This window comes from Wylensekiella montiformis, assembly GCF_009697385.1.
Taxonomy (GTDB): domain Bacteria; phylum Bacillota; class Negativicutes; order Selenomonadales; family Selenomonadaceae; genus Selenomonas_A; species Selenomonas_A montiformis.
In genome coordinates this window covers 144,831-168,694 of the sequence record NZ_VUNL01000003.1, presented here as the reverse complement: position 1 = coordinate 168,694, position 23,864 = coordinate 144,831, and the positions used below count along the sequence as shown (strand labels likewise).

The 23,864-nt window shown below is 47.9% G+C and carries 24 protein-coding genes; 16 read left to right on the top strand and 8 right to left on the bottom strand.

Annotated elements, in window-relative coordinates:
- The first annotated feature begins 3 nt into the window (after positions 1–3).
- From FYJ78_RS03800 to FYJ78_RS03725, 16 genes are all read left to right on the top strand, one after another.
- The gene (locus FYJ78_RS03800; RefSeq protein WP_328597627.1) at positions 4–1,284 is read left to right on the top strand and encodes an amidohydrolase; all 1,281 of its coding nucleotides are present in this window, start codon (positions 4–6) and stop codon (positions 1,282–1,284) included.
- An 82-nt stretch (positions 1,285–1,366) separates the two neighbouring features.
- On the top strand, positions 1,367–3,937 hold the full coding sequence (locus FYJ78_RS03795) for an FtsK/SpoIIIE family DNA translocase (protein ID WP_408014414.1): 2,571 nt from the start codon (positions 1,367–1,369) through the stop codon (positions 3,935–3,937).
- Between the two features lie 154 nt (positions 3,938–4,091).
- Positions 4,092–6,707, top strand: coding sequence for an alanine--tRNA ligase (gene alaS, locus FYJ78_RS03790; RefSeq protein WP_195847856.1), 2,616 nt, complete (start codon positions 4,092–4,094; stop codon positions 6,705–6,707).
- Between the two features lie 77 nt (positions 6,708–6,784).
- Positions 6,785–7,870: an HlyD family secretion protein gene (locus tag FYJ78_RS03785; protein WP_195847849.1), complete on the top strand. Its 1,086-nt coding sequence runs from the start codon at positions 6,785–6,787 to the stop codon at positions 7,868–7,870.
- A 145-nt stretch (positions 7,871–8,015) separates the two neighbouring features.
- Positions 8,016–8,336, top strand: a complete 321-nt coding sequence (locus FYJ78_RS03780) for a YerC/YecD family TrpR-related protein (RefSeq protein WP_154620083.1) — start codon at positions 8,016–8,018, stop codon at positions 8,334–8,336.
- A 39-nt stretch (positions 8,337–8,375) separates the two neighbouring features.
- Positions 8,376–9,560 carry an ATP phosphoribosyltransferase regulatory subunit gene (gene hisZ, locus FYJ78_RS03775; protein WP_154620082.1) on the top strand — a complete coding sequence of 395 codons (1,185 nt, stop codon included), beginning with the start codon at positions 8,376–8,378 and terminating at the stop codon, positions 9,558–9,560.
- On the top strand, positions 9,557–10,078 hold the full coding sequence (locus tag FYJ78_RS03770) for an HD domain-containing protein (RefSeq protein WP_154620081.1): 522 nt from the start codon (positions 9,557–9,559) through the stop codon (positions 10,076–10,078). Before hisZ ends, FYJ78_RS03770 begins: the two co-directional genes overlap by 4 nt.
- A 97-nt stretch (positions 10,079–10,175) precedes the next feature.
- On the top strand, positions 10,176–10,844 hold the full coding sequence (gene hisG, locus FYJ78_RS03765) for an ATP phosphoribosyltransferase (RefSeq protein ID WP_154620080.1): 669 nt from the start codon (positions 10,176–10,178) through the stop codon (positions 10,842–10,844).
- On the top strand, positions 10,841–12,178 hold the full coding sequence (gene hisD / locus FYJ78_RS03760) for a histidinol dehydrogenase (RefSeq protein ID WP_154620079.1): 1,338 nt from the start codon (positions 10,841–10,843) through the stop codon (positions 12,176–12,178). Before hisG ends, hisD begins: the two co-directional genes overlap by 4 nt.
- 6 nt (positions 12,179–12,184) lie before the next feature.
- The gene (gene hisC / locus FYJ78_RS03755) at positions 12,185–13,255 is read left to right on the top strand and encodes a histidinol-phosphate transaminase (protein ID WP_154620078.1); all 1,071 of its coding nucleotides are present in this window, start codon (positions 12,185–12,187) and stop codon (positions 13,253–13,255) included.
- Positions 13,252–13,845, top strand: a complete 594-nt coding sequence (gene hisB, locus FYJ78_RS03750; RefSeq protein ID WP_154620077.1) for an imidazoleglycerol-phosphate dehydratase HisB — start codon at positions 13,252–13,254, stop codon at positions 13,843–13,845. Before hisC ends, hisB begins: the two co-directional genes overlap by 4 nt.
- 16 nt (positions 13,846–13,861) lie before the next feature.
- On the top strand, positions 13,862–14,473 hold the full coding sequence (hisH, locus tag FYJ78_RS03745) for an imidazole glycerol phosphate synthase subunit HisH (RefSeq protein WP_154620076.1): 612 nt from the start codon (positions 13,862–13,864) through the stop codon (positions 14,471–14,473).
- A 43-nt stretch (positions 14,474–14,516) separates the two neighbouring features.
- Entirely contained in the window at positions 14,517–15,248 is a 732-nt protein-coding gene (hisA, locus tag FYJ78_RS03740; RefSeq protein ID WP_154620075.1) for a 1-(5-phosphoribosyl)-5-[(5-phosphoribosylamino)methylideneamino]imidazole-4-carboxamide isomerase, read from the top strand.
- Between the two features lies 1 nt (position 15,249).
- Positions 15,250–16,008 (top strand): imidazole glycerol phosphate synthase subunit HisF, encoded by a 759-nt coding sequence (gene hisF, locus FYJ78_RS03735; protein WP_154620074.1) that lies wholly within the window; start codon positions 15,250–15,252, stop codon positions 16,006–16,008.
- Positions 16,008–16,718, top strand: a complete 711-nt coding sequence (gene hisIE, locus FYJ78_RS03730; protein ID WP_154620073.1) for a bifunctional phosphoribosyl-AMP cyclohydrolase/phosphoribosyl-ATP diphosphatase HisIE — start codon at positions 16,008–16,010, stop codon at positions 16,716–16,718. The genes hisF and hisIE overlap by 1 nt, the downstream gene beginning before the upstream one ends.
- A 12-nt stretch (positions 16,719–16,730) precedes the next feature.
- Entirely contained in the window at positions 16,731–17,471 is a 741-nt protein-coding gene (locus FYJ78_RS03725; protein WP_154620072.1) for a SagB/ThcOx family dehydrogenase, read from the top strand.
- 394 nt (positions 17,472–17,865) lie between these two features.
- On the opposite strand, the gene FYJ78_RS12725 is transcribed toward FYJ78_RS03725, so the two are convergent.
- The 8 genes from FYJ78_RS12725 to FYJ78_RS03695 form a co-directional block, all read right to left on the bottom strand.
- A complete protein-coding gene (locus FYJ78_RS12725; RefSeq protein WP_195847848.1) occupies positions 17,866–18,063 on the bottom strand; it encodes a hypothetical protein in 198 nt (65 codons plus the stop codon).
- A complete protein-coding gene (locus FYJ78_RS03720; RefSeq protein ID WP_235899816.1) occupies positions 18,044–18,382 on the bottom strand; it encodes an SLATT domain-containing protein in 339 nt (112 codons plus the stop codon). Before FYJ78_RS03720 ends, FYJ78_RS12725 begins: the two co-directional genes overlap by 20 nt.
- A gap of 309 nt (positions 18,383–18,691) precedes the next feature.
- Entirely contained in the window at positions 18,692–19,681 is a 990-nt protein-coding gene (locus FYJ78_RS03715) for a Fic family protein (RefSeq protein WP_154620071.1), read from the bottom strand.
- Between the two features lie 211 nt (positions 19,682–19,892).
- A complete protein-coding gene (locus FYJ78_RS12900; RefSeq protein WP_235899815.1) occupies positions 19,893–20,036 on the bottom strand; it encodes an IS3 family transposase in 144 nt (47 codons plus the stop codon).
- On the bottom strand, positions 20,021–20,743 hold the full coding sequence (locus FYJ78_RS03710) for a DDE-type integrase/transposase/recombinase (RefSeq protein ID WP_235899813.1): 723 nt from the start codon (positions 20,741–20,743) through the stop codon (positions 20,021–20,023). The genes FYJ78_RS12900 and FYJ78_RS03710 overlap by 16 nt, the downstream gene beginning before the upstream one ends.
- A gap of 2 nt (positions 20,744–20,745) precedes the next feature.
- Positions 20,746–21,096: a transposase gene (locus FYJ78_RS03705; protein ID WP_328597626.1), complete on the bottom strand. Its 351-nt coding sequence runs from the start codon at positions 21,094–21,096 to the stop codon at positions 20,746–20,748.
- 238 nt (positions 21,097–21,334) lie between these two features.
- Positions 21,335–21,568, bottom strand: a complete 234-nt coding sequence (locus FYJ78_RS03700) for a hypothetical protein (RefSeq protein WP_154620070.1) — start codon at positions 21,566–21,568, stop codon at positions 21,335–21,337.
- Positions 21,569–21,713: 145 nt separating this feature from the next.
- A complete protein-coding gene (locus FYJ78_RS03695; protein ID WP_154620069.1) occupies positions 21,714–23,861 on the bottom strand; it encodes a DUF262 domain-containing protein in 2,148 nt (715 codons plus the stop codon).
- Between the last annotated feature and the right edge of the window lie 3 nt (positions 23,862–23,864).

Sequence of the window (23,864 nt, the reverse complement as noted above, 5' to 3'; positions counted from 1 at the left end):
TACGTGAAAACACTGATAAAAAATGTATATGCCGTTATGCCGGATGGTTCCGTTCCAAAAACCAATATTCTAATTGACCAAGACCGGATTGTCGGTATTGGTCCTGTATCGGACGACTTTCATCCAGATAAAATTATCGACGGAACCGATCATCTGGCCATTCCCGGCTTTGTCAATGCACATACCCATACATCGATGACGCTTCTGCGGAGTTATGCAGACGATATGGCCTTAATGGACTGGCTGAACCAAATGGTCTGGCCGGCAGAGGCGAAAATGACGGCAGAAGACATTTACTGGGGGGCCATGCTGGCCATGCTGGAAATGGTCCGTACGGGAACGACTACTTTTGCCGATATGTATGGACCCTGGATGGAAAAAGTGGCAGAAGCTGCCATTGATGCCGGACTGCGCGGCGTTCTCTCGCGCGGCATCATTGGAGCGGCGCCTGATGGGGAAAAGAAGATTGAGGAAAATGTCACGTTGTTCCAAGAGTTTCATGGCGCAGCGGATGGACGCATCACGGTTATGTTTGGTCCGCATGCGCCGTATACCTGCCCCCCTGACTTTTTGAAAAAGGTAGCTAAAACAGCACAATCGCTGAACGCAGAGATTCATATCCACATGCATGAAACCAAAACAGAAATACAGGACTCTCTTCAGCAATATGGGAAGCGGCCGTTTGAATGGGTAGCGGAAACCGGCCTTTTTGATGGAAAGGGAACGTTGGCTGCTCATTGCGTGCATCTGAACGACGCGGATATTGCCATTATGAAAAAATACGGAATCCGTGCTGCACACAATCCGGGAAGCAATATGAAACTCGCCAGCGGCGTTGCCCCGGTTCCGCGGCTGCTGCAGGAAGGTGTTTGCGTCGCACTGGGGACAGACGGCGCTTCGAGCAATAACAATTTGGATATGCTCGAAGAGGTCAACCTCGCCGCTATGCTGCACAAGGTTCATACCTATGATCCAGTAGCGGTTCCAGCTTTTTGCGCACTGCAGATGGGAACGGAATATGGTGGAAAAGCCGTCGGAGTCAAGGATATCGGTCGCTTGGAACAGGGCTATAAAGCCGATATCACCTTATTCGATCTGAACAGTGCGGCTTGGTGCCCGCGCAACAACTTGGTTTCCTTACTGGTTTATTCCGCAAATTCCAGCTCTGTTGATACGGTCCTCTGCAATGGAAAAGTTTTGATGGAAAATCATGTATTGAAAACATTGGATGAGGAGCGTATTCTCTTTGAAGCGCAGCGCTGCGCCAATCATCTGACGAAATAATCGTCTTGGTTTTTATCCGGCCTTCCTTTCTTGGGAAGGCTTTTGCTATGAACATACGATACTGAAACAAAGAGGTGATCTCTTGAAGAAAAAAACAACCAGACGGAAAACACCCCGGCGGCGTCGTGTTACGAATCGGGCAGAAGGAAAAAAAACGGCCAATCCAGGACGTGCTTACGAACTGGCCGGTCTGGTCTTTGTGGCCGCAGGCATGATTTCCCTGTGCGGTTTATTTGGTTTGAATGTCGGTTTTGTTGGCGTTTATTTTGCAAAATGCCTGCGCTATCTTTTCGGCGTTGGTGCCGTGTTTATTACGATGCTCATTTTGCTCATCGGCTATCAATATATGACCCGTCATCGCGGACTGGTTTATTCGCTTCGCTTTTTTGGCATGGGAATGCTTTTTCTTTCTATTCTTGCCATATGGCATCATATGGTGATCCCTGTTGGCGAAGAAATCTTGCCAGACAGCCTTCCGCGTGGCGGCGGACTGTTGGGCGGCGGGCTGTTGTTTGTCCTGCGGAAATTCTTTGGCGTGGACGGTACCCTTATCATTTTATGTACCGGTGTGATCGGCGCTATTTTGCTTTCCACGACCTGGTCTTTGGCAACAGGACTGCTAAAGACACAGCATACGGCAGCAAAGGGCGCAAAAGCAACGGGAGAAGTGGTTTCTCATGCCTGTGAAAAAGTTGCCAGTGCAGGGACTCGTGTGGAGGAACGGGTTGCCGGTGTAGTGAAAGAAAAGGTTCGCCATTCCTTTTACAATCAAGAACGGGATCATCACTTTGATGAAGAACCTCCTGTTGCGAACAGAATGGATAGCGAGTTCTGTCCGGCTTCGGATAAAATGGCTCAAAATACAGATAATATGATTTATGCAGATCCGGTGCCTGCAGCACCCATGGAGGCTGATCCTGAAAGGAACAAGATGCAGGATGAGGAAGAGCAGGAAACCATCCCCAGCTTTACCATTGAATACGGACGGAATGCAGAAATGGACCATTCAGGCGATGATTCCCTGTCTGCGGAAAAACAGCATTCGGAATCATCATCGTCTCCCTCTGCGCATCTGATGAAACAGCAGCGCACACCATTGCCAGATTATCAGGAAATCGCTCCCATGATGCCGGCCGCTTCGTTGCTGGATGGATCTGTCCCCAGTGATTCACAGGAAAAAACAGCAGTCGTAAGACCATATCAGCTTCCCGGTGTGACCGATATTCTTTCCAGACATGTGAAAAAAAAGAATGCCTCTCTGGAAATGGAAATCGAGGAAAATGCCCGTACTCTGCAGAAAACGCTGGCCGATTTCAAGGTGAAGGCAACGATCATTAATGCCTGCCATGGTCCGGCCGTCACAAGATATGAGCTTGAACCGGCACCCGGTGTCAAGGTCAGCAAAATCACCAATCTGGCGGAAGACATTGCCTTGCGACTTGCCGCATCTTCTGTGCGAATCGAACAGATTCCCGGCAAGTCGGCCATCGGAATCGAGGTCCCGAACAAGGAACTGGAAGGCGTTCAATTGCGTGAAGTTCTGGAAAGCCCGAAATTCAATAGTGCGAAATCCAAGCTGACCGTCGGTCTCGGCATGGATATCGGCGGCCAGGCCATTTTTGCCGACCTGGCGAAAATGCCGCACTTACTCGTCGCTGGCGCTACCGGATCCGGAAAATCCGTTTGCATCAATACATTAATCACCAGTATTTTATTTAAAGCCAAACCCGATGAAGTCAAATTTATCTTAGTCGATCCGAAAATGGTCGAATTATCCAATTATAATGGTATTCCTCATCTCATGGTTCCTGTTGTTACCGACGCAAAAAAAGCAGCATCGGTCTTGAACTGGTCTGTACAGGAAATGGAAAAACGCTATGCGAAATTTGCCGAAAGCAATGTCCGGAACATGGATACGTATAACCGCAAATTTCCGGAAGAAACCATGCCTGCCATTGTCATCATCATCGATGAGCTGGCGGATCTCATGATGGTTGCTCCGCACGATGTAGAGGATGCCATATGCCGTCTGGCCCAGAAAGCACGGGCCGCGGGCATTCATATGGTGCTGGCGACACAGCGTCCATCGGTTGATGTAATCACAGGGATTATCAAAGCCAATATCCCCTCGCGGATTTCCTTTGCGGTATCCAGTCAGATTGATTCTCGGACGATACTGGACCGCAGCGGAGCAGAAAAACTGCTTGGAAAGGGTGATATGCTCTTTTATCCGGTCGGCGCTTCAAAACCACAGCGCGTACAGGGAGCGTTCATCAGCGACGAGGAAGTGGAGCGGCTTCTGGAATTTATCCGGTCGCAGGGACAGGAAATGGAAACGAATGAAGAAATTGTTGCGTTCACAGAACAAGCTTTGCAGGAAGAAACTGAAGCAGGTGAGGGAAACGGTTCGCGGAATAAAACGGATGAATTGTTGGCTGATGCCGTAGATTTGATTATGTCAACCGGACAGGCATCGTCCTCAAGCATTCAGCGGCGTTTTCATATTGGGTATACCCGGGCTGCCCGCCTGATTGATACCATGGAGGAACTTCATATCGTTGGTCCGAATGCTGGCAGCAAACCTCGCGATATCCTGATGTCTTTGGAGCAGGCACAGCAGGCTGTATCGAATTTTCAGCCGAAAAACGGATAGGACGGGAAACCTCTTCCGCAAAGCGTCTATGGAAATAAAACGTTTCACAAGAGGCCTGAATTGTGGTAAAATAAGCAACTAGATATTGTGCAAATGCAGCAATGAACCAATTGCTGAAAATACCTATTTATGGGGGTAGATTTTTTTGAAGTATATGAGTGGCAATGAACTGCGTGAAGCGTATTTGCAGTTTTTTTCTGAAAAGAAGGGGCATCTTCGCCTTCCGAGCTTCTCGCTGATCCCAAAAGATGATCCGACGCTGTTGCTGATCGGCGCAGGGATGGCTCCGCTGAAGCCGTTTTTCACCGGCAAAATGAAGCCGCCCCGCACGCGTGTGACGACGAGTCAGCGTTGTGTTCGTACGGGTGATATTGAAAATGTCGGTCGTACCGCCCGCCATCAGACTTACTTTGAAATGCTCGGCAACTTTTCCTTTGGTGATTATTTCAAGGGAGAGGCGATTCCCTGGGCGTGGGAATTCCTGACGGAAGTCATTGAGCTGCCAAAAGATAAACTCTGGGTCACGGTCTATCCTGATGATGAAGAGGCTATTGCCATTTGGAAGGCTCAGCCGGGATTCCCACAGGATCATATCGTTAAACTGGATGATAATTTCTGGGAAATCGGACCTGGCCCGTGCGGACCGGATTCTGAGATCTATATCGATCTCGGCGAGGAACGCGGATGCGGTTCTCCTGACTGTGCCGTTGGCTGCGACTGCGATCGCTATTTGGAGATCTGGAACCTCGTATTCACGCAGTATGATCGTCAGGAAGACGGCTCGTATAAGAACCTCGCACATAAAAACATCGACACGGGCTGCGGACTGGAGCGCCTGGCATCGGTTGTCCAGAACAAAAAAACAAATTTTGAGACGGATTTGCTCTATCCGATTATTGAATATGCAGCAAAAACTGCTGGTGTTACCTATGGCAAAGACGAAACGACGGATATCTCATTGAAGGTCATTGCTGACCATGCACGGTCCATGGCCATTATGATTATGGATGGTATTTTGCCGTCCAATGAAGGACGCGGATATGTCTTGCGCCGCATCCTGCGCCGTGCGGTACGTCATGGACGTATGCTCGGCATAACGAATAAATTCCTTGAGGGAGCAGTGGATGCTGTAGTCGACATTTATCGTGATGCCAGAGATTTTGAAGAGCTGGTCCAAAAGGCAGAGTACATCAAAAAAGTCATCAGCATCGAAGAGGATCGCTTTGCCGCTACGCTGAATCAGGGCATCGAGCTTCTTAATGGTGAAATTCAGACGGTGAAAGCTGCCGGAAAGACAGAACTGGACGGAAAAATCGGCTTCCGCCTTTACGATACCTTTGGTTTTCCTTGGGAATTAACGGAAGAAATCCTGCATGAACATGGCTTGGATTTGGATAAGGCCGGATTCGATCAGGCGATGGAAGAACAGCGCACGCGCGCCCGTAATGCCCGCGCAGAAAATACCCGGGTTGCTGTTCCGGATCTTTCAAGCATAGATGTCAGCAAGCTGACTGTTGACCCGGAAGCCCATGAGGGCAAGGTTGTCGCGATCTGGAAGGACGGGCGTTTGGTCGATGAAATCCACGATGGGGAAGAAGCCGGCATTATTCTGGATAAAACGCCTTTCTATGCAGAAGGCGGTGGGCAGGTCGGCGACGAAGGGCTGCTCATCAGCGAGCTTGGCCGCATCAAGGCGGTCAATGCGAAAAAGCTGCCGGACGGTACGGTTTATCATGTTGCCTATGTGGAAGAAGGGCAGCTCAAAGTCGGCGAGACGGTCCGCATTGAAATCGATCAGGTAAAGAAACTCGCTTCGGCTCGCAACCATACCGCGACACATTTGCTGCAGGCTGCTTTGAAGCGAGTGGTCGGCGATCAGGTTAACCAGGCAGGATCTTCCGTTACACCGGAACGCCTTCGGTTTGACTTTACAAACTTTGAACCGGTTACACCTCAGCAGCTGGCTGATGTGGAAGCGCTGGTCAACGAGAAAATTCTTCAGGGCATAGATGTTGAAATTTCGCAGATGAGCCTGGAGGAAGCCAAGGCAGCCGGTGCAATGGCATTGTTCTCGGAAAAATATGGCGATGTGGTTCGTGTAGTTAAAGTTCCTGGTTTCTCCATGGAGCTTTGTGCAGGATCGCACGTAAAAAATGTCGGCCAGATCGGCATGTTCAAAATTGTCAGCGAATCCGGGATCGCTTCGGGGGTACGCCGCATCGAAGCGATTACAGGCAAAGCTGCGCTGGATTTTGTACAAGAGAAAATGGGCTTGTTGTCTCAAGCAGCATCTGCGCTGAAGACTTCCGAAGAAGAGGTCCCTTCCGCTATATCCAGACTTCAATCCTCTGCCAAAGAGATGGAAAGCAAGCTGGCGCAGGTGGCATCGATGCAAGAAAAAGCGGATGCACAGCAGCTTGTTGCAGGCGTACAGGAGATTCAGGGGATCCATGTTATTGCAGGAAAAGCCAATGTCCACGGCATGGATGCGTTGCGTGAACTGGCGGATATGGTGATCGGAAAAATTGAAAGCGGTGTCGTGGTTCTGGGATGCGTTAGCGACGGAAAGGTGAATCTGGTCGTAAAGGCATCAAAGGATGTCGTGAAAAAAGGCATTCATTCTGGAAAAATCATCAAAGAGGCTGCTGCTGTTGTCGGCGGTGGCGGCGGCGGACGCCCGGATATGGCGCAGGCCGGCGGCAAAAATGCGGAGGATCTGCCCAAAGCATTTGATAAGGCCGTGGAAATCATCAAGGCACAGATTGGCTAAATAAACGGGAAGAAATAGAATACCTCCCTCTTTTTCGGGGGAGGTATTCTATCTTCTTTTGCATGGAGGATTCCACAGTGGAAGTCGATATTACAAACAAGGCAAAAAAATATACCCGAATCGGGCTGCTGAGCCTGATTATACTGGCTGTTGCTGCTGGTGCCGGTGTCTACTATTATCAGCATCATAATAATTATCTTACCGTTTATGATGCGCATGTCGCTGGCAAGACCACCGCTGTCCGGACCAAAGCGGCAGGAACCATCACTGATCTAAAAGTAGCGGATGGCGATCATGTGGAAGCCGGCGATGTTATTGCGGTCATAGATCCCGGCATTACCGAGGAACAGATTCAGCAGCTGGAGCAAAACCTGGCACTGACCAAACAAAATTTGGAGCAGCTTCAAAAGGGGACCAAGGTTACATTACCAACCAGTCCCACGCCCCAGCCAACTGTCGATGCCGGTGCGCAGCAGCGTGCAGCCCAGGCCTATGCGCGCATGCAGCGCATGAATGAACTTTACAGCATGGGTGCGGTCAGTGCTGTCAAGCGCGATGAAGCGGCAGCAGATTACTACAGCGCGCAGGCCGCCGCAAACCAGTCTGGTGTATCGGCATCAGCCCCTTCAGCACCCTCTGTCACGGCCGTTCCGGTCAATCCGGAGATCATCAAACAGGCAGAGGCTCAGGTAAAACAAGCAGAAGCTGCGCTTGCTAATGCAAAAGAAGATCAGCAATCTACGGAGATCCTTGCACCGGTTTCCGGCACCGTTCTTTTGGAAGATGCGTTGCAGGAAGGTGCTTCGCTCAAAGCCGACCAAATGCTGGCCAACATTCAGAATCCTGATGACGCCTGGATTGAAGCGCGTCTGCCAGAAGAACAGGCGCAAAAGATACGTCTCGGCCAGTTTGTAACCTATACCATCAACGGTCATGAACTTCAAGGCTCTGTTCAGGATATTCTGGATCCGGCTTCCTCTGAGGATAGTGATCGTGCCGGAACATCTGACGCGATGACGGATGCCTCTTCCTCCGGACATGAAGCTGACCCTGCAACCATTACCGATGGGCGTTTTGTAATCAAATTATCCATCCCATCCGGCCTTACGTTTGATATTCCACCGGGAACGAATGCTCAGGTGAAGTTTTTACTCAGGAACTGACAGCGTGTTACTCTCTGTTTGCCTTTCCTCCCATTTTTGCGGGGGAAGGGCTTTTCTTTTCTCCTCTACTATGCTATAATTATTTTCACAGACTAAAGGAATAAAGAAAGAAAGAACTTAAAATATATAAGGGAGGATGACGTTCATGATAAATCCCAAACTCAGAGATCCATTGAATGATCAGTTGTGTCAGGCTGTCTTATCTTTGGAAAATATGGAAGAATGTTATCAGTTTTTTGAGGATATCTGCACGATCAGTGAATGGAAATCCATGGCGCAGCGTTTGGAAGTGGCACGTATGCTGCAGGCAGGACACACTTATGATGAAATTGTTGAGCAGACTGGTGCCAGTACGGCGACGATCAGCCGGGTAAAGCGATGCCTGAATTATGGCGCAGACGGCTATAAGGTCGTTCTGCAGAGACTGACCGATCCCAAGGCGTGTTCACGTTCGATAACGAAATGAAGCCGAAGAAAACCAGCGAGCAAATGAGGAGCAAAACGGATGGAAAAAAATAAAAATGTATTGGAAATTCCCTATGGAACACGCGACTTCCTTCCCAATGAAGCAGCGGGGAAACGTGCTATTGAAACAAAATTAGCAGAACTGTTCACGGAATGGGGCTATGATGAAGTCGTTACACCGACGATCGAATATCTCGACAATCTGACACTCGGCAGCAGTCATAGTCTGGAACCGCATCTATTCAAACTCTTTGACCGGAATAACCGCACTCTGGCGCTTCGTCATGAAATGACTACGCCTATTGCCCGTCTGGTTAGCAGCAGGCTTCAGGATTATCCTTTACCGATGAAACTTTCTTATATCAGCAGCGTTTTCCGCTATGAACAGACTCAGACCGGTCGGCAGTGCGAATTTCATCAAGCTGGTGTCGAACTGATGGGAAGCACCAGTGCGTTTGCCGATGCCGAGGTTATCGCATTGGCCATTCGTGGAATGATGTGTTCCGGATTAAAAGATTTTCAACTTTGTCTGGGACAGGTAGAATTCATCAATGGAATCATGGAGCAATACCAGCTTCCTCCGAAAATGAAGGAAAAACTAAAAGATGCCATGGAAAAGCGGGATTTGGTGGCCTTTGGCGATCTGATAGACCATCTGGCATTGCCGGAAAATGCCAAAGAAGTGCTGAAGAAACTTCCGCTGCTCAATGGCGGTGAAGATATGCTGAAAGACGCGTATGGTTTTGCACTGAATGAGCAGAGCCGCAGAGCATTGGATAACCTATGTGAGATATATCATCTTCTGGATGCGTATGGGCTGACAAAATATGTGCGTTTTGATTTGGGGATCATACGCGATTTCAATTATTACACAGGGATGGTATTCGAAGCATATACCCGCGGTCTGGGATTCCCGCTTTGCGGCGGCGGTCGTTACGATCATCTGCTTTCTGATTTCGGCAGCGCTTGCCCGGCTACAGGATTTGCTTTGGGCATTGAGCGGATTCTGTTGGCATTGGAGCGGCAAAATTTGAAAAAGCCCGTACGTCCCAAAGATATTTATTTGGGATACGCGCAGGGAAAAGCAGGAGATGCGGTAAAAAAAGCAGAGGAGCTGCGCTGTCAGGGAGATGTTGTCGAAATTGCCCTGATTCCGCAAACACGGGAGGCTGCGGCTATATCTCAGAAGGATAAAGGGTATAAAGAACTGGTATATCTGTCATGATACTGCAGCGTATTCGGCAGTTTTACTACGCCATAACCGGGCGGCTAAGCTCAGAAGATCGGGAAAAAATTACGCAGTATCTGCCTGCAGAAGCCGTGTCGCTTTTTGATGCCATGCATCCGGCTGACCAGTATCACGCATTTCGGGTCGCCCGCAGTGCCGCTGTTTTATGTGACATTGCAGCAGATCCCTCCATCGATCGGGATTTGCTGATTCGCTGTGCTCTCCTGCATGATATCGGCCGTCAGAAGGGAGATATGGATATCTGGGGCAAGGTCTTTGCCGTTTTGATGATGTGGTGGAGACCGCAGTTTGCCCGGCGTTGGGCAGCTGCTCAACACGGGAGATTTAGGCATGCTTTGTTTATTTATTTGGCTCATCCATCCATTGGCGCAGAAAAGCTAACCGCTATTGGCATGAAGCGTGAGGCTGAAATTATTTCCCTGCATCATACGCCGCCATCCCCGGTCGACTGCAGGGAGCTTTGTCTGCTTCGATATGCCGATGAAAAAAATTAACCGATATACTTGACGGAATTTTATTTCCATGTTAACATTGTTACAAATTATTACTTTAAAATGTTAAAGACAAAAAACAGGATACAGGAGGTCGCTCATGCAGTTGAATCACGACGAGTACTTGACCATTGCACTGCCAAAAGGAAAGCTCTTTGGCTTATCGGCAAACCTGTTTGAAAAAATAGGATATACAGCAGAAGGATTATCGGATAAATCCCGTAAGCTTGTGATTGCCAACGAAGAAAAAAAAATCAAGTTCATTGTATCAAAAACAGCGGATGTTCCTACTTATGTAGAATATGGTGCTGCTGACATCGGTGTCATTGGGAAAGATGTTCTGCTGGAATCGGGCAAAGACGTTTATGAACTGCTGGATCTTGGGTTCGGCCGCTGTCATCTGATGATGGCTGTTCCAAAAACGGAAAAGCGTGCAAAGCTTACCGACTACAATCATACACGGGTAGCAACAAAGTTTCCGCACATTGCCGAACGATTTTTCAATCGACATGGCATGCAGATGGAGTATATCAAACTCAACGGCTCCATCGAGCTTGGACCCATTGTCGGCTTATCGGAAAGCATCGTAGATATCGTAGAAACGGGAACAACGCTGAAGGAAAATAATCTGGAAGAAATTGTCGCCATTCAGGAGGCAACAGCCCGATTGATAGCCAACCGCGTAAGCTTTAAATTGAAATTTGACCGGATCAATGAGATGGTCACGGATTTACATCGGATTTTGGAAAGGGAGGCTGTGGCACAATGAAGATTGTCAATGCAAAAGAGGCAGGAGAACAGGAAATTGAACGGCTTTTGACGAAGGCGGCTTTTGATCAGGTTGAACTGAATCCTAAAATCCGGGAGGCAAATCGGAAACTTTTCGGCAGGGATATGAGCGCTGCCGAGCTGGTGCGCCAGATTGTCCGTGATGTACGAAATGAGGGCGACAAAGCCGTCATTCATTATACTGAGTTGATCGACCGGGTCCGTTTTACACCAGAAGATTTTCTCGTGACCGAAGAAGAATTTCAGGCAGCGAAGGATGAGGCGGATCCTGATGTTGTTGCTTCTTTGCAAAAGGCAGCGGAAAATGTGCGTCGCTATCATCAGGAACAGAAGCCAAAATCCTGGATGACGTACCGGGATGCCGGTTCTATTCTTGGACAGGCGATCATTCCCTTGGATCGTGTGGGAATTTACGTTCCCGGCGGTACGGCAGCCTATCCATCATCCGTGATTATGAATGCCATGCCGGCTGTTGTTGCCGGTGTTCGTGAAATCATCATGATGGTGCCGCCTAAAAACGGAAAAATCAATCCGTATGTTCTGGTCGCAGCCCGAGCAGCCGGAATCAAAAAGATTTACAAGATCGGCGGAGCACAGGCAATTGCTGCCATGGCCTTTGGTACAGAAACTATACCTCGCGTCGATAAAATCACCGGCCCGGGAAATATTTTTGTTACGCTGGCTAAAAAAGAAGTGTATGGTCATGTGGATATCGATATGCTTGCCGGCCCAAGCGAGATCCTGATTCTCGCGGATAAAACTGCAGATCCGGTATATACGGCAGCAGATATGCTTAGTCAGGCAGAACATGACCCGCTGGCATCCAGCATTGTCATTACCGATGATGCCGGGCTGGCAGAACGTGTCGCAAAAGAACTCGAAAAGCAACTGGCAGACCTCCCACGACGCGAAATTGCACAGGCTTCTTTAGATCGCAATGGTCTGATTGTCATTGCCGAGGATATGCGACAGGCGCTTCATTTTGCCAATGTTTCTGCACCAGAGCATATGGAACTTTTGACCGAGCAGCCCTTTCAGCTTCTGCCTTATGTGCGCCATGCCGGTGCTGTATTTCTCGGCGCCTATTCGCCCGAGCCGCTCGGCGATTATTTTGCCGGTCCCAATCATGTCCTGCCGACAGGAGGAACTGCCCGGTATTATAGCGTGCTGAATGTGGAAACGTTTATGAAACGGACAAGTATTATCTCGTATACTCAGCCAGCACTTTCCGATGTCAGCAGTGACATTATCCGCCTGGCAGAAACAGAAGGCCTGCAGGCACATGCGAATGCCATTCGTCTGAGGAGGAAATAATTCTCTATGCTAAAATATCGCAACGGATTGAAAGATATCCCCGTGTATAATACCAGAGAACAAGATTGGGATATCAAGGTCAATGCCAATGAATGCAATATGAATTTACCACCGGTCGTTGAAGAACGCCTGATGGGACGCCTTTCCTGTCTGGCCTACAACCGGTATCCAACGGAAGAATACGATGCGCTGTGCGATCAGATTGCCAGAAATCACCGTATTCGGAAAGAAAATATTTTGCTGGGCAATGGATCCAGTGAAATCATTGAAAAGCTTTTTTATTGCTTTGGCGGAAACAAGCTGCGCAAAATTGTCTACCCGGCACCATCTTTTTCTATGTATCCCATTTATGCTCAGGCTGCTCAGGCGACAGGAATACCTTTTCAGTTGAACGACGATTATTCTATGGATGTTGAAGCCTTTACGGAAACGGTCAACGGGCAGAAAGCCGGGCTGGCAGTGATCTGCAATCCGAACAATCCAACCGGCAACGGGTTCTCAGTCAGCGATATCGAATATATTGCCGATCATATCCATCCCAATTGTGCTCTGTTGATCGATGAGGCCTATATGGAATTTTTCGGCCATACGGCAGCTGCGCTTTTGCACGATCATCCGAATCTGATCATAGCCCGCACCTTTTCCAAGGCGTATGCACTGGCATCAGCCCGTGTCGGCTATATGCTGGCTGATGAACGCATCGTATCGATGATCGAAAAGGCATTTATGCCATATCATATGAACTCGCTTTCTCTGGCCGCCGCCGATATTGTCTATCAGATGCGTCACGAATATGTGCCGCGCATCCAGATGATCGTCGCTGAGCGCAAACGAATGAGCACTATGCTGGATAAACTGCCGGGAGTAATCGTCTATCCATCGGAAACGAATTTTCTGCTCATCCGTTATTCCAAAGCGGCTTTGCTCACAGAATATCTGGCAAGCAAAAAAATAGGTGTACGCTGCTTTGGGAAAGATTCCGGTTTGAGAGACTGCATTCGTATTTCCATCGGCCTAAGGGAAGAAAACGACATATGGTATGATGCTGTTAAGGCATTTGTGGAGGAACGAGCATGAATAAGGTTCGAACAGCTTCTGTCGAACGGAAAACGGCAGAAACATCGATTAAACTGATATTGAATCTGGATGGCTGCGGAAAAGGAGCCATTCACTCGGGCATTGGTTTTTTTGACCATATGCTGAATCTCCTGACCGCACATGGCCTGTTTGACCTGACCCTGGCTTGTGACGGGGATCTTGACGTTGACGGACATCATTCCGTAGAGGATATCGGTATTGCCCTTGGCGACGCTTTCTATCAGGCCATCGGCGACAAAGCGGGGATCTGCCGATATGGTACGTTTTATCTGCCGATGGATGAAACGTTAGCATTGATATCACTGGATATCAGCGGTCGTCCTTATCTTGTATACGACGGGGGAGAGATGGCCCCAATGATCGGCGGCTTTGATACGGAGCTCACGGAAGAATTCCTGCGAGCTTTTGCCGTACACGCCGGAATTACCTTGCATGTAAAGATCCTTTATGGAACGAATTCGCATCATAAGATTGAAGCGATCTTCAAAGCATTAGGACATGCCCTTCGACATGCGCTGGAACACGATCCGCGCAACAGCGGAATCCCGTCAACCAAGGGGATGCTTTGAACTGGGAGGGACAAAAATGATAGCGATTATTGACTACGGGGTTGGCAATCTCTTCAGCGTAGAAAAAGCCTTTACCTTTCTCGGCGCAGATGCCAAAATCACCAATCGCCCCGAAGAGATTTCTGCAGCTGACCAGCTTGTTTTGCCGGGTGTTGGTGCGTTTGGCGACTGCATGAAAAATTTAACCCGATCGGGACTTATTCCTTCTATCCGGGAGTCCCTTTCCCATCAAAAACCACTGCTGGGGATCTGTGTTGGTCTGCAGATTCTCTTTGACGGCAGTGAGGAATCGCCGGGTGTAGCCGGTCTGGGACTGCTGAAAGGGACCGTACGGAAAATCCGGGCAGATGGACTGAAAGTCCCGCACATGGGCTGGAACAGTCTGAAGATCACTTCACCGCGCCAAAAAACAGATCTGTTTCGGAGACTAGGAGATGCTCCGTATGTCTACTTTGTACACAGTTATCATGCTGTTCCCGATGACCCGCATATTATCACATCTGTTACCGAATATGGCGAAAACCTGACGGCTTCGGTAGCGCAAGGGCCGATTCAGGCAACACAGTTTCATCCGGAAAAGTCCGGTGATGTCGGTCTGCAATTGCTGAAAAACTTTATCGAAACGTAATGCGCCGTTTTTCTGCCGATCATGAGAAAAGGAGAGATCTGTCATGCTTATTTTCCCTGCAATTGATATCCGCGGAGGAAAATGTGTCCGCCTACTAAAAGGAGATTTTAATCAAGAAACCGTATTTTCCGATCGGCCGGAAGAAATGGCTCGTCAATGGGAGAAGCAAGGGGCAGAATATCTCCATCTCGTTGATTTGGATGGTGCCCGCGCCGGGCATCCAGAAAATCTGGAAACCGTAAAAAGGATTTTGGACTCCGTATCGATTCCGGTAGAATTGGGCGGCGGAATACGCACCATGGAAAACATCGACACGGTTCTTTCTCTAGGCGTCCAGCGTGTTATTCTTGGCTCTGTAGCAGTAAAAGACCCGGAACTGGTTCGGCAAGCCTGTAAAAAATACCAGGAACGAATCGTTGTCGGCATCGATGCAAAAGATGGTATTGTCGCCGTTGATGGCTGGGGCGTCTCTGGAAATGTGGATGTTACGACGCTGGCCAAAGAGATGAAGAAAGCTGGCGTCAAAACCATCATCTATACGGACATTTCGCGTGATGGCACGCTCAAAGGCATCAATGTCAAGGCCACGGCTGAACTGGCTCGCGAGAGTGGAGTACGTATCGTTGCCTCGGGCGGCGTCAAATCAACAACGGATATCGAGGCCCTTAAGCCTTATGAAAAAGACGGCATTGAAGGTGTAATCGTCGGCAAATCGATTTATATGGGCACGCTTGATTTACAACAGGCTATTGAAATTGCCGCCAAGGAGGATTAAAATGTATACGAAACGGATAATTCCTTGTCTTGACGTCAAAGATGGCCGTGTGGTCAAAGGAACCAATTTTGTCGGCCTGCGCGATGCAGGCGACCCGGTGGAGCTGGCTGCGCGCTACGATGAAGAACGCGCCGATGAGCTCGTTTTTCTCGACATCACGGCTTCCAACGAAGAACGCAATACGATGGTGCAGGTCGCACAGGACTGTGCCTCACAGGTGTTTATTCCTTTTACAGTGGGGGGCGGAATCCGCTCGGTTGAGGATATGCGCCGCATGCTGAAAGCAGGTGCCGACAAGACTTCGCTGAACACGGCGGCCATTAAGAATCCTGAGCTCATCCGCGAGGGAGCAGAAAAGTTTGGCAGCCAATGCGTTGTGCTCGCCGTCGATGCGCGCCGCGCAGGCGAGGGCAAATGGGAAGTCTATATCAACGGCGGCCGCACACCGACAGGCATTGACTGCATCGAATGGGTCAGGAAGGCCGTGCGGCTCGGTGCTGGCGAAATCCTGCTCACAAGCATGGACGCTGATGGTACGAAGGACGGCTACGATATCGCCTTGACGCGGGCGGTTTCCGAGGCGGTAAACGTGCCGGTCATTGCATCGGGCGGTGCCGGCAAACTCGAGCACTTCTACGATGTGCTGACGCTTGGCAAGGCTGATGCGGTGCTTGCGGCCTCGGTATTCCACTATGGTCAGTTCACGGTGCGGCAAGTTAAGGATTATCTGAAATCTCGTGGCGTGGAGGTAAGATTCTGATGGATAAAAACATTGACATTTCCATGATAAAGTTTGATGAAAAAGGCCTGGTCCCAGCGATTATTCAGGAAGAGAACGGTCAGGTTCTCATGATGGCCTATATGAATGAGGAATCCATCAAGAAAACAATTGAGACGGGCTATACCTGGTTCTTTAGCCGCAGCCGCCAGAAACTCTGGAACAAAGGCGAAGAATCGGGCAACAAGCAAAAGGTTCGCGAAATTTCCTACGACTGTGATGGCGATACGCTGCTCGTGCGCGTTCATCAGACTGGTGTTGCCTGCCATACGGGTACATATACCTGCTTTAGCGGGCGCAAGCTCGTCGGCGATGAGGAAAAAGGCGTGGCAGTCGTACCGCCTGAACCGCAGGTATCGTTGGCGACAGTCTTAAATGACCTCTACAACGTCATTCAGGACCGCAAGCTCAATCCGGTCGAAGGGTCCTATACGAATTACCTGTTTGATAAGGGACAGGATAAAATTCTAAAAAAAGTTGGCGAGGAAGCCGTTGAGACGGTCATTGCTTCGAAAAATCAGGCGCCCGAGGAAGTTCTCTACGAGATGGGTGACCTCTGGTATCACTGTCTCGTACTGCTTGCTTATCATAAGCTCACGCCGGACCAGCTGCTCAACGAGCTCATGAGCCGCCGCAAAGGTGGAAGCTATCACCAGTTCACGGGCAAGACTGGCGTTCGCCCGGATATGTAAGCGAGGTTTGCTATGAACGATGATACGATTGCGCAGGAATTTTTGGCCGCAACGACAATAGCGAAGAATCCAAGCGTGCCCAAGCTGGAAGGCGCAGAACCGCCAGCCCCTGAAAAGGCCGTGGCAGCGGGATCGAAAATCATTCCGCTGCCAGAGCCGGAACTGCTGCCGGATATGCCTGTCAACTTCCTTGAGGTTATCGAGTTGCGCGCGTCCGTGCGCCAGTACAGTCAGGTGCCGCTGACAATAAGGGAACTTTCTTATCTGCTCTGGTGCAGCCAGGGCGTCAAGATGGGACTGCCAAAGGGAGCGAGCAAACGCAATGTGCCGTCGGCTGGCGCGCGTCATGCCTTTGAGACGTATCTTTTTATCCAGAATGTCAAGGGCATAAAGCCGGGACTTTATCGCTACCTCGCTTTTGAGCACGCCTTATTGCCGCTTAAAACAGCGGAAGAAATGGGCGAGGCATTCTGCTCGTGTTTCCGCGCGCAGAACATGGCTAAGAACAATGCGGTAACCTTTGTCTGGAGTGCCGTGCCGGAGCGCATGACTTATCTCTTTGGCAGCCGTGCTTACCGCTATCTGTTCCTCGATGCCGGCCACGTTTGCCAGAACCTGTACCTGGCGGCGCAGACCGTAAAGATTGGCGTCTGCGCACTCGGTGCTTACGATGATGACAAGCTCAATGGAGTCTTGGGATTCAACGGCAAAGATGAATTTGCCATCTACGGTGCTACCGTCGGTAAATTATAAGATTACCTATCGATTCGGTTCCCTGCCTGATACGATTCAGATGGGGGACCGTCTTTTATAATAGGCAATCCGGCAAGAAGAACGGGATTGTGCCTACTTACTTTGAACTGAGGCAGGGAGCAGAAATGGCCGGAAGCGTACCATCGGTACGACGTCCAATCCTCATGCCATCTGGACTGAAACAGTTGGCTCAAAGTGAGACACTGGAAGATAATGAGACCTTAATTGAATATTTCGATGTGAAGATACATAAGGTAATTACTACGACAAAGAAACAAATATTAAACAATTATTAACAAATACATGCTTTCGTACTATAGGTTCCGATAAGTATAAATTATCGGAAGTAATGAAAACATTCTTTTATATGTGTTTATATACGTTATCGTTATTCTTATTTTTTTACGAGAGCCGTATCTGTTGACGTAAAAGCTCTAACTTTAAATTCTCCGCTATTCTTATCCCCTTCTTTCGCAACAACGCGGAACCTGACAAGGTGCCCGCCGTCTTTTACAACCGCAAACAATTCGATGTATCGGTTCTTACTGCTGTGGCGCATATCTGAATGTTTTTCAATATTTATCAATTCCATTAGGCAAAATGGAATCAACCTCGTTCTCCTTAAAAGTCTGTTCTTCTTCCTTTTGCAAAGCCTTCTGCGCAGCCCTGTAGCTTTTCTTATCAGTTGCAGGATAATTATTGTTGACTTCTGAAACTTTATTACAAAGAACATCTCTCTTTTTTTGTATCTCACTATCTTCAAGCACTTCAAAATCAACTAATAAGGAAACATACTCTTCTCGGATAACCCACAACACATTTGCTGCATTTCTATGCTGGCTTACTTCATTTTGAATCTTATATTCCTTGGCATATAGATTTAGGCACAAAGACAATACAGCACTACCCATATCAATTTGACATCAATGCTACGGTCTCCACGTGGCTCGACGGCCTGAGCTGGATGTCGCGGCCCCTCAATTAGCTCCGCTCGTTTGCGGGAACTGGTCAAGGCAGAAAATAAGTGTTTTTCTACGCGCTCTCCGTTCGCGGGAACATGTCCATCTACTTTTCTACCTAATCATACGGCGGGCAGGAGGGAGGCCATCGTCTCGACCTGCTCTCCTCTGCTCGATCGGCTTATGATCAAGGTCTAGGCCCAGTATGCCGTTAACTTGGTCGGTATCTTAGTCGCTTATCTTGGTCGGTCAGCGATCAATTTATTTTCTCCTGTATCTCTGATTTCGGCTGTTAGACCTGTCGGGAATTGTCATTTCGATAACTCCTTGTGCTAATGCCGGATTCAGATAGTTCTTGCGAAACGTTGGTCTATGAGAAAGATCAAGCCTCTCCATGATTTGAGCAGCGGACAATTCCTCGTCACCGAGAACATCAAGCAATTTCTGTACTGAAGGATTTGTCTTCTTAACCGTCTCGTCACCATTCCCGACAACTGTCGTTTCTCGCAGAGTATCCAGGATGATTTCCAGCATGAGCTCGACAAATGCGCTGCTATCAGATTCCCGGTCTGATTTGCCGAGGGCGTCATAGTACTCCTGCTGTCGGGAACGAATCAGTTCTTCTATCGGCAGCCAGTAAAATATCTCATTCCATTTTCCCAGAAGCAGACTATGCCACATCCTGCCCATGTGGCCATTTCCGTCCGCAAACGGATGGATAAATTCAAACTCGTAATAGAAGATTGTACTGCGGATCAGAGGGTGAATTTCGGAGCATTTGTACCAGTCGAACAGATCCTGAATTTCTCCAGGTACAAGTCTTGCAGGAGGAGCCATATGGACGACTACATCTCCATCAAACACGCCTACCCCTCCGGAGCGAAATCTCCCATTCTCCGGAATCAAGCCTTCCATCATCATCTTATGAGCCTTCAGCAAATCTTTCACAGAATAGGGATCCAGCGAAAGCATCATCTCGTATGTGTCGTAAGCATTCTTCACTTCCCGGATTTCATTCGGGTTTCCAAGGATATGCTTTCCATCAACGATAGCCGTAACTTGTTCAAGAGAAAGGGAATTATGCTCGATGGCAAGCGACGAATGAATTGTCCGTATCCTGTTTTCTTTTCTCAGATGCGGATTCAGATTGCCATGCGAGAGCACTTTGATCCTGCCGATCTGCTCGCTGATAGCGGCAACTAAGTTGGTAATCTTGTCCGTCGTGTGGAACGGCGGCTTGTATTCACTCATGTGTTTAAATACCCCTTTTCCGTGTTTTCTGTGACACCTATCGTTAAAAGATGTTTCAGGGCATAGAACGGGAGTGCACTTGTCAACAAAAATTGGACACAAAACTAAAAAAATCAGGCATAAAAAACGAATCGATGTACAAGATTCATCAACTTTTCTGACATCCTTCAAGCTTGTTAGACAAACCATGCCATCGATAATGCAGATGAGATCAGCAGATGGGCGTGTGACGTTCCCGATACTGCTTCGGCGTCAGGTAGCCTAAGGAATAGGCTGGCCTCTGTTCATTGAAGAAAAGAATGTAGTCATCCACCTCCTCCTTGACCGGTTTCTCGCCGGTCACATGCAAGTCCATGAACAGCTCCGCCTTGATCCATTGATGGACTCCATAGCGGCATTGTCTGTGGGGGTCCCGGCACGTGACATGGATCGGGTGATGCCGTACATGGGCAACAGCTCGTTGTAGGCTTTGGAGGCGTAGACCGATCCCTGGTCAGAATGGAGAACCATTTGGTGCTCCGGATGCCGTTTTTGCCACTCAATCAGATTTTCCAGTCCGCTGATGTAAGTCATGCGATCACCGCGTTTTGCAGAGAGGGAATGACTGACAATCTCATTGTTCCATAGATCCATATAAAGAGTCAGTTCATGGTAGATGCCTTTCACATAAAAAGCGGTCATATCACTCACGATGCACTGCATTGGCCCATCGATCTGCATTTCAGACATGAGCAGGTTGGGAAATATCCGCGCTGGATCGCCAGCCTTCTTGTACCTGTAGTGCTTGGATTTGCTCTTGATTCCCGCAATCCGACAGCATTTGTGGGCATAGGGATCGGACAGGACAATCTCTTTGTCCAACCGTATCTTGGCGTTCAGCCAGCGATAGCCGTGCGATGGATACTTCCAATGGTACTCCTGGAACAGCAGGACGTTGCTCAAAAGGCGCTTTTCTTTGCCCGACGGCTGAGAAAGATGTTTTTTCCAAGCGTAGAAACTGCTCCTCTGGATGCCCATTGTCTTGCAAAGAAGCTTCACCGGAATTTCTCTGGATAGTTCCATGATTACTTGATAATCTTGTTGCCGTACAGAATTACAGTACCATCCCCCTTCACCTCGTAGCCTTTTTTTAGCCGTGCCTCGGTTATCTTGGCCTTGATTAGTTCCTGGATAAGTTCTTCCTTTGTCATCGCCTTCAGTTCATCCAGCTCTGCCGGAGCTTTCTTGAACGAGGGCGCACAGATGCTTCTTCGTCCCTGCCTGGGCGGCAACTGGTTGGCATCCCGGTACATTCTCATGTAATTCCGTGCCGTCTGCTCATTGATACCGTATTCCTCTGCAGCTTCATACCGGCTGATTCCGCCGTCGTAAATGCGGCGGCCAATGTCCAATCTCTGTTCTTTTGTGTACTTCACGGCAAACCTCCTGTCCTGTGAGGGAGAATTTCTGTCCGATAATTAATTTCGTACTATCCGTACAGTATACACCGTATGTCCAAAAATTACCCCCTCCGTGTCCAATTTTAGTTTACCACTTCAGGAGCGCGTCTGTGCCCCTGTACTGATATGCTGCTGGGCTTGCTGTGGTCAAAAGCGACACCCCTTATCTGCTATCGTTAAAAGGTATGCCTATCGTTGAAAGGTTAAATCAGCGTCACCATGCTTTCTTAAGCTGTGACACATCGTAGGAATCCACATGTTTTCCGTCATCAAGGGAGACCATTATCAGAATGCCGTCGACGTAAACGTATGGGTATTCTACCGTTAAAGGACGCTGACGCCATTCTTCGATGTGCTTGTACGCCTTCTGGTCTACGCTGTCGCGTACAAGATCCTTTAAATTATTCTTTATAAGATCCTCGTTAAGTTGTATAATGTTACCAGACATGGCCTATTACCTCCTTACGAATTTGGTGTGGTAACTTAATTGTACTAGCGGCAATAGACTATGTCTATTTTTTATGAAATTGAATTTGCGAAATATATTTTACCTTATCAAATGTTGTGTATTCTTGTCGGATTATCAATGTCATTCAGGCAATACCATCCAGCAACTGTCCCACTCTTTCGCAGATTGATCCTTGTAAACTGTCAAAACGTCCCGAAAGAAATTTCTTCACGTCCTCCTTTGTATACTGATCATTTGTGAATTGCGTCAGCATCAGGCTTTGCTTAGCTTCTGGCGTAATCTGATTGATGTACTCATTGACGCTTTTATCCGAAATGGCGTTATTATCTTTTTTCGTAATGTATATAAAATTGAGAGGAGAATTATAGATACTACGAAGATCTTTCCGCAAAGCACCAGACACCTGCCCTATTTTCTTTACCGACCCCAAAGGAATGATATGATGGGCTTCTAATAGCGTATCATCCGATTTTGCTTTTTCTGAGAATGTACTGATCTCTTCTTCATGATCAAACATACTACGATATGTCTTAGACAAGAAGTACTGACAAACATAATCCACGAGATTCCTTTTAGGATAACGTTCCTTATCGACCTTGTCATAGAGCAGCAGAGCTTTATCAGAGTAATCTTCTACTTGAAGAATTTTTCCCTTTAGATCCTTCAGCCAGTCGATATCCTTCGGATTTACCAAGGTCTTTGTCAGCAACTGAATATTCTTGATAAAGTTCTTGTTTTGATCCTTATCGAATTCGCCGCCGAAAATGGCGCACCAGTACCAGGCCTCTAGTAAGTCATGTACCTTCTTATCATGGAACCACTTATCTTTAATGAAGATGTACGCCAGCAATACGAGAATAAAGAGATTGTTCACTTCTGACAATTTGCGTATGCCACAGCGAGTCTGGAGGAAGTAGCATGCTCTATCGATGCCCCTGCAGACATCCTCAACATTATTATTGATAACCTCAGGGCTGAGATTCAGTATTTTCGTTTGTTTGAGATAATCCTGATTAAAATTGGCTGGGTCAAAATTTGGATTATAACAGCGAAGCGATATGATATCGAGAAAAGCGTTCAAATACTTCGAAGCAATCGTATTATTATTTTCGTTATAACAGCCAAGTCTCAGGGAAGCATTATAATCCGTCAGTTTGGCAACTTCTGCCTCCATACATTCTGGGACAACAGTCTTATCAATTTCCTTAGGTTTCTGAATATACTCAATAAGTCTTTGATACAGACCTTCTGAACTGACCACTGCTACTTTTGCTGTCATCAAGTCAAAGGTATTGAGACTGACGCCACCGCGATTCAAATTTTCATAAATATCAATGGCCCTACCTCTTTGCGCTTCCGATACAACAATCTGATTCAGTATGATATTCTTGATGCAGTCCTTCAGATATTCGCTGAATGACGACCACCAAGTCTCAAATACCTCACCTAGAGAAGTGCTAAAATCTCTATCCTCATCGATTCCTTCCTCATATTTTGCTATGAACGCCTGCTGCTCATCTTCATGCAGGGCATCATAATGATCTTTCATATCCGAAATATAATCGTTCTTGATTTCGGTTTTGATGCGTGTCATCTTATTGATATTTTTCTTATCATTCGAGCCAATCAGATGGAGTGGGATCCGATAGTAATCGTCTTTGCTGGTACAGAATTTCGCTAAGTCATTCGACTTTGCTTTTTCTTCTGGAGTAAAGGGATTAAATGCCTTGCCATCATTCTTATTAAATTCTATAGCTTCTAAGTTCGGCATGATATCACCCGACAGATATGTCGGATTTTCACCAAGATTTTCTGTAGGAAAATTCAGGTCATGAAAACCAAAGATATCCTCTTCACTATCCTCAGCAGATTTCCACTTTGGCAGTTTGATAAAAAAACGTCGTTTCAAGGCCATTGGTGCTACTAAATCATTGACAGAGGTCAATCCCTGAAATATGGCATTTGAGAAAACATTAGTCAGTACAGTCATACGTTGCTGTCCATCTAACAGGTACTCGACATTGCCGCCAAGTTCGCTTGTATTGATAATCTGCTTTCTGCCCAAGGCCTTTGATGAAAATTCTTTTGGATTAGAAGACTGGAGAAGCAGGATACTGCCAATTGGCATACGTGCCAGGACTGAGGCAACCAATTGTTTCTGCTGTTCTACATCTTTCCAAACAAATTCTCTCTGAAAATCCGGAAGCAGTATTTCATTAGCTTCAATCTGCTTAATGAGTTCCGTCAAATCGGATATGTTCTTGTTTTCCATGAT

What these genes read in the sequence shown, in the direction of transcription:
- alaS (WP_195847856.1), top strand. Translation starts at nt 4,092, where the DNA reads ATGAGTGGCAATGAACTGCGTGAAGCGTATTTGCAGTTTTTTTCTGAA.
- FYJ78_RS03780 (WP_154620083.1), top strand. Translation starts at nt 8,016, where the DNA reads ATGATAAATCCCAAACTCAGAGATCCATTGAATGATCAGTTGTGTCAG.
- hisZ (WP_154620082.1), top strand. Translation starts at nt 8,376, where the DNA reads ATGGAAAAAAATAAAAATGTATTGGAAATTCCCTATGGAACACGCGAC.
- FYJ78_RS03770 (WP_154620081.1), top strand. Translation starts at nt 9,557, where the DNA reads ATGATACTGCAGCGTATTCGGCAGTTTTACTACGCCATAACCGGGCGG.
- hisG (WP_154620080.1), top strand. Translation starts at nt 10,176, where the DNA reads ATGCAGTTGAATCACGACGAGTACTTGACCATTGCACTGCCAAAAGGA.
- hisD (WP_154620079.1), top strand. Translation starts at nt 10,841, where the DNA reads ATGAAGATTGTCAATGCAAAAGAGGCAGGAGAACAGGAAATTGAACGG.
- hisC (WP_154620078.1), top strand. Translation starts at nt 12,185, where the DNA reads ATGCTAAAATATCGCAACGGATTGAAAGATATCCCCGTGTATAATACC.
- hisB (WP_154620077.1), top strand. Translation starts at nt 13,252, where the DNA reads ATGAATAAGGTTCGAACAGCTTCTGTCGAACGGAAAACGGCAGAAACA.
- hisH (WP_154620076.1), top strand. Translation starts at nt 13,862, where the DNA reads ATGATAGCGATTATTGACTACGGGGTTGGCAATCTCTTCAGCGTAGAA.
- hisA (WP_154620075.1), top strand. Translation starts at nt 14,517, where the DNA reads ATGCTTATTTTCCCTGCAATTGATATCCGCGGAGGAAAATGTGTCCGC.
- hisF (WP_154620074.1), top strand. Translation starts at nt 15,250, where the DNA reads ATGTATACGAAACGGATAATTCCTTGTCTTGACGTCAAAGATGGCCGT.
- hisIE (WP_154620073.1), top strand. Translation starts at nt 16,008, where the DNA reads ATGGATAAAAACATTGACATTTCCATGATAAAGTTTGATGAAAAAGGC.
- FYJ78_RS03725 (WP_154620072.1), top strand. Translation starts at nt 16,731, where the DNA reads ATGAACGATGATACGATTGCGCAGGAATTTTTGGCCGCAACGACAATA.
- FYJ78_RS12725 (WP_195847848.1), bottom strand. Translation starts at nt 18,063, where the DNA reads ATGGAATTGATAAATATTGAAAAACATTCAGATATGCGCCACAGCAGT.
- FYJ78_RS03720 (WP_235899816.1), bottom strand. Translation starts at nt 18,382, where the DNA reads ATGGGTAGTGCTGTATTGTCTTTGTGCCTAAATCTATATGCCAAGGAA.
- FYJ78_RS03715 (WP_154620071.1), bottom strand. Translation starts at nt 19,681, where the DNA reads ATGAGTGAATACAAGCCGCCGTTCCACACGACGGACAAGATTACCAAC.
- FYJ78_RS12900 (WP_235899815.1), bottom strand. Translation starts at nt 20,036, where the DNA reads ATGGACTTGCATGTGACCGGCGAGAAACCGGTCAAGGAGGAGGTGGAT.
- FYJ78_RS03710 (WP_235899813.1), bottom strand. Translation starts at nt 20,743, where the DNA reads ATGGAACTATCCAGAGAAATTCCGGTGAAGCTTCTTTGCAAGACAATG.
- FYJ78_RS03700 (WP_154620070.1), bottom strand. Translation starts at nt 21,568, where the DNA reads ATGTCTGGTAACATTATACAACTTAACGAGGATCTTATAAAGAATAAT.
- FYJ78_RS03695 (WP_154620069.1), bottom strand. Translation starts at nt 23,861, where the DNA reads ATGGAAAACAAGAACATATCCGATTTGACGGAACTCATTAAGCAGATT.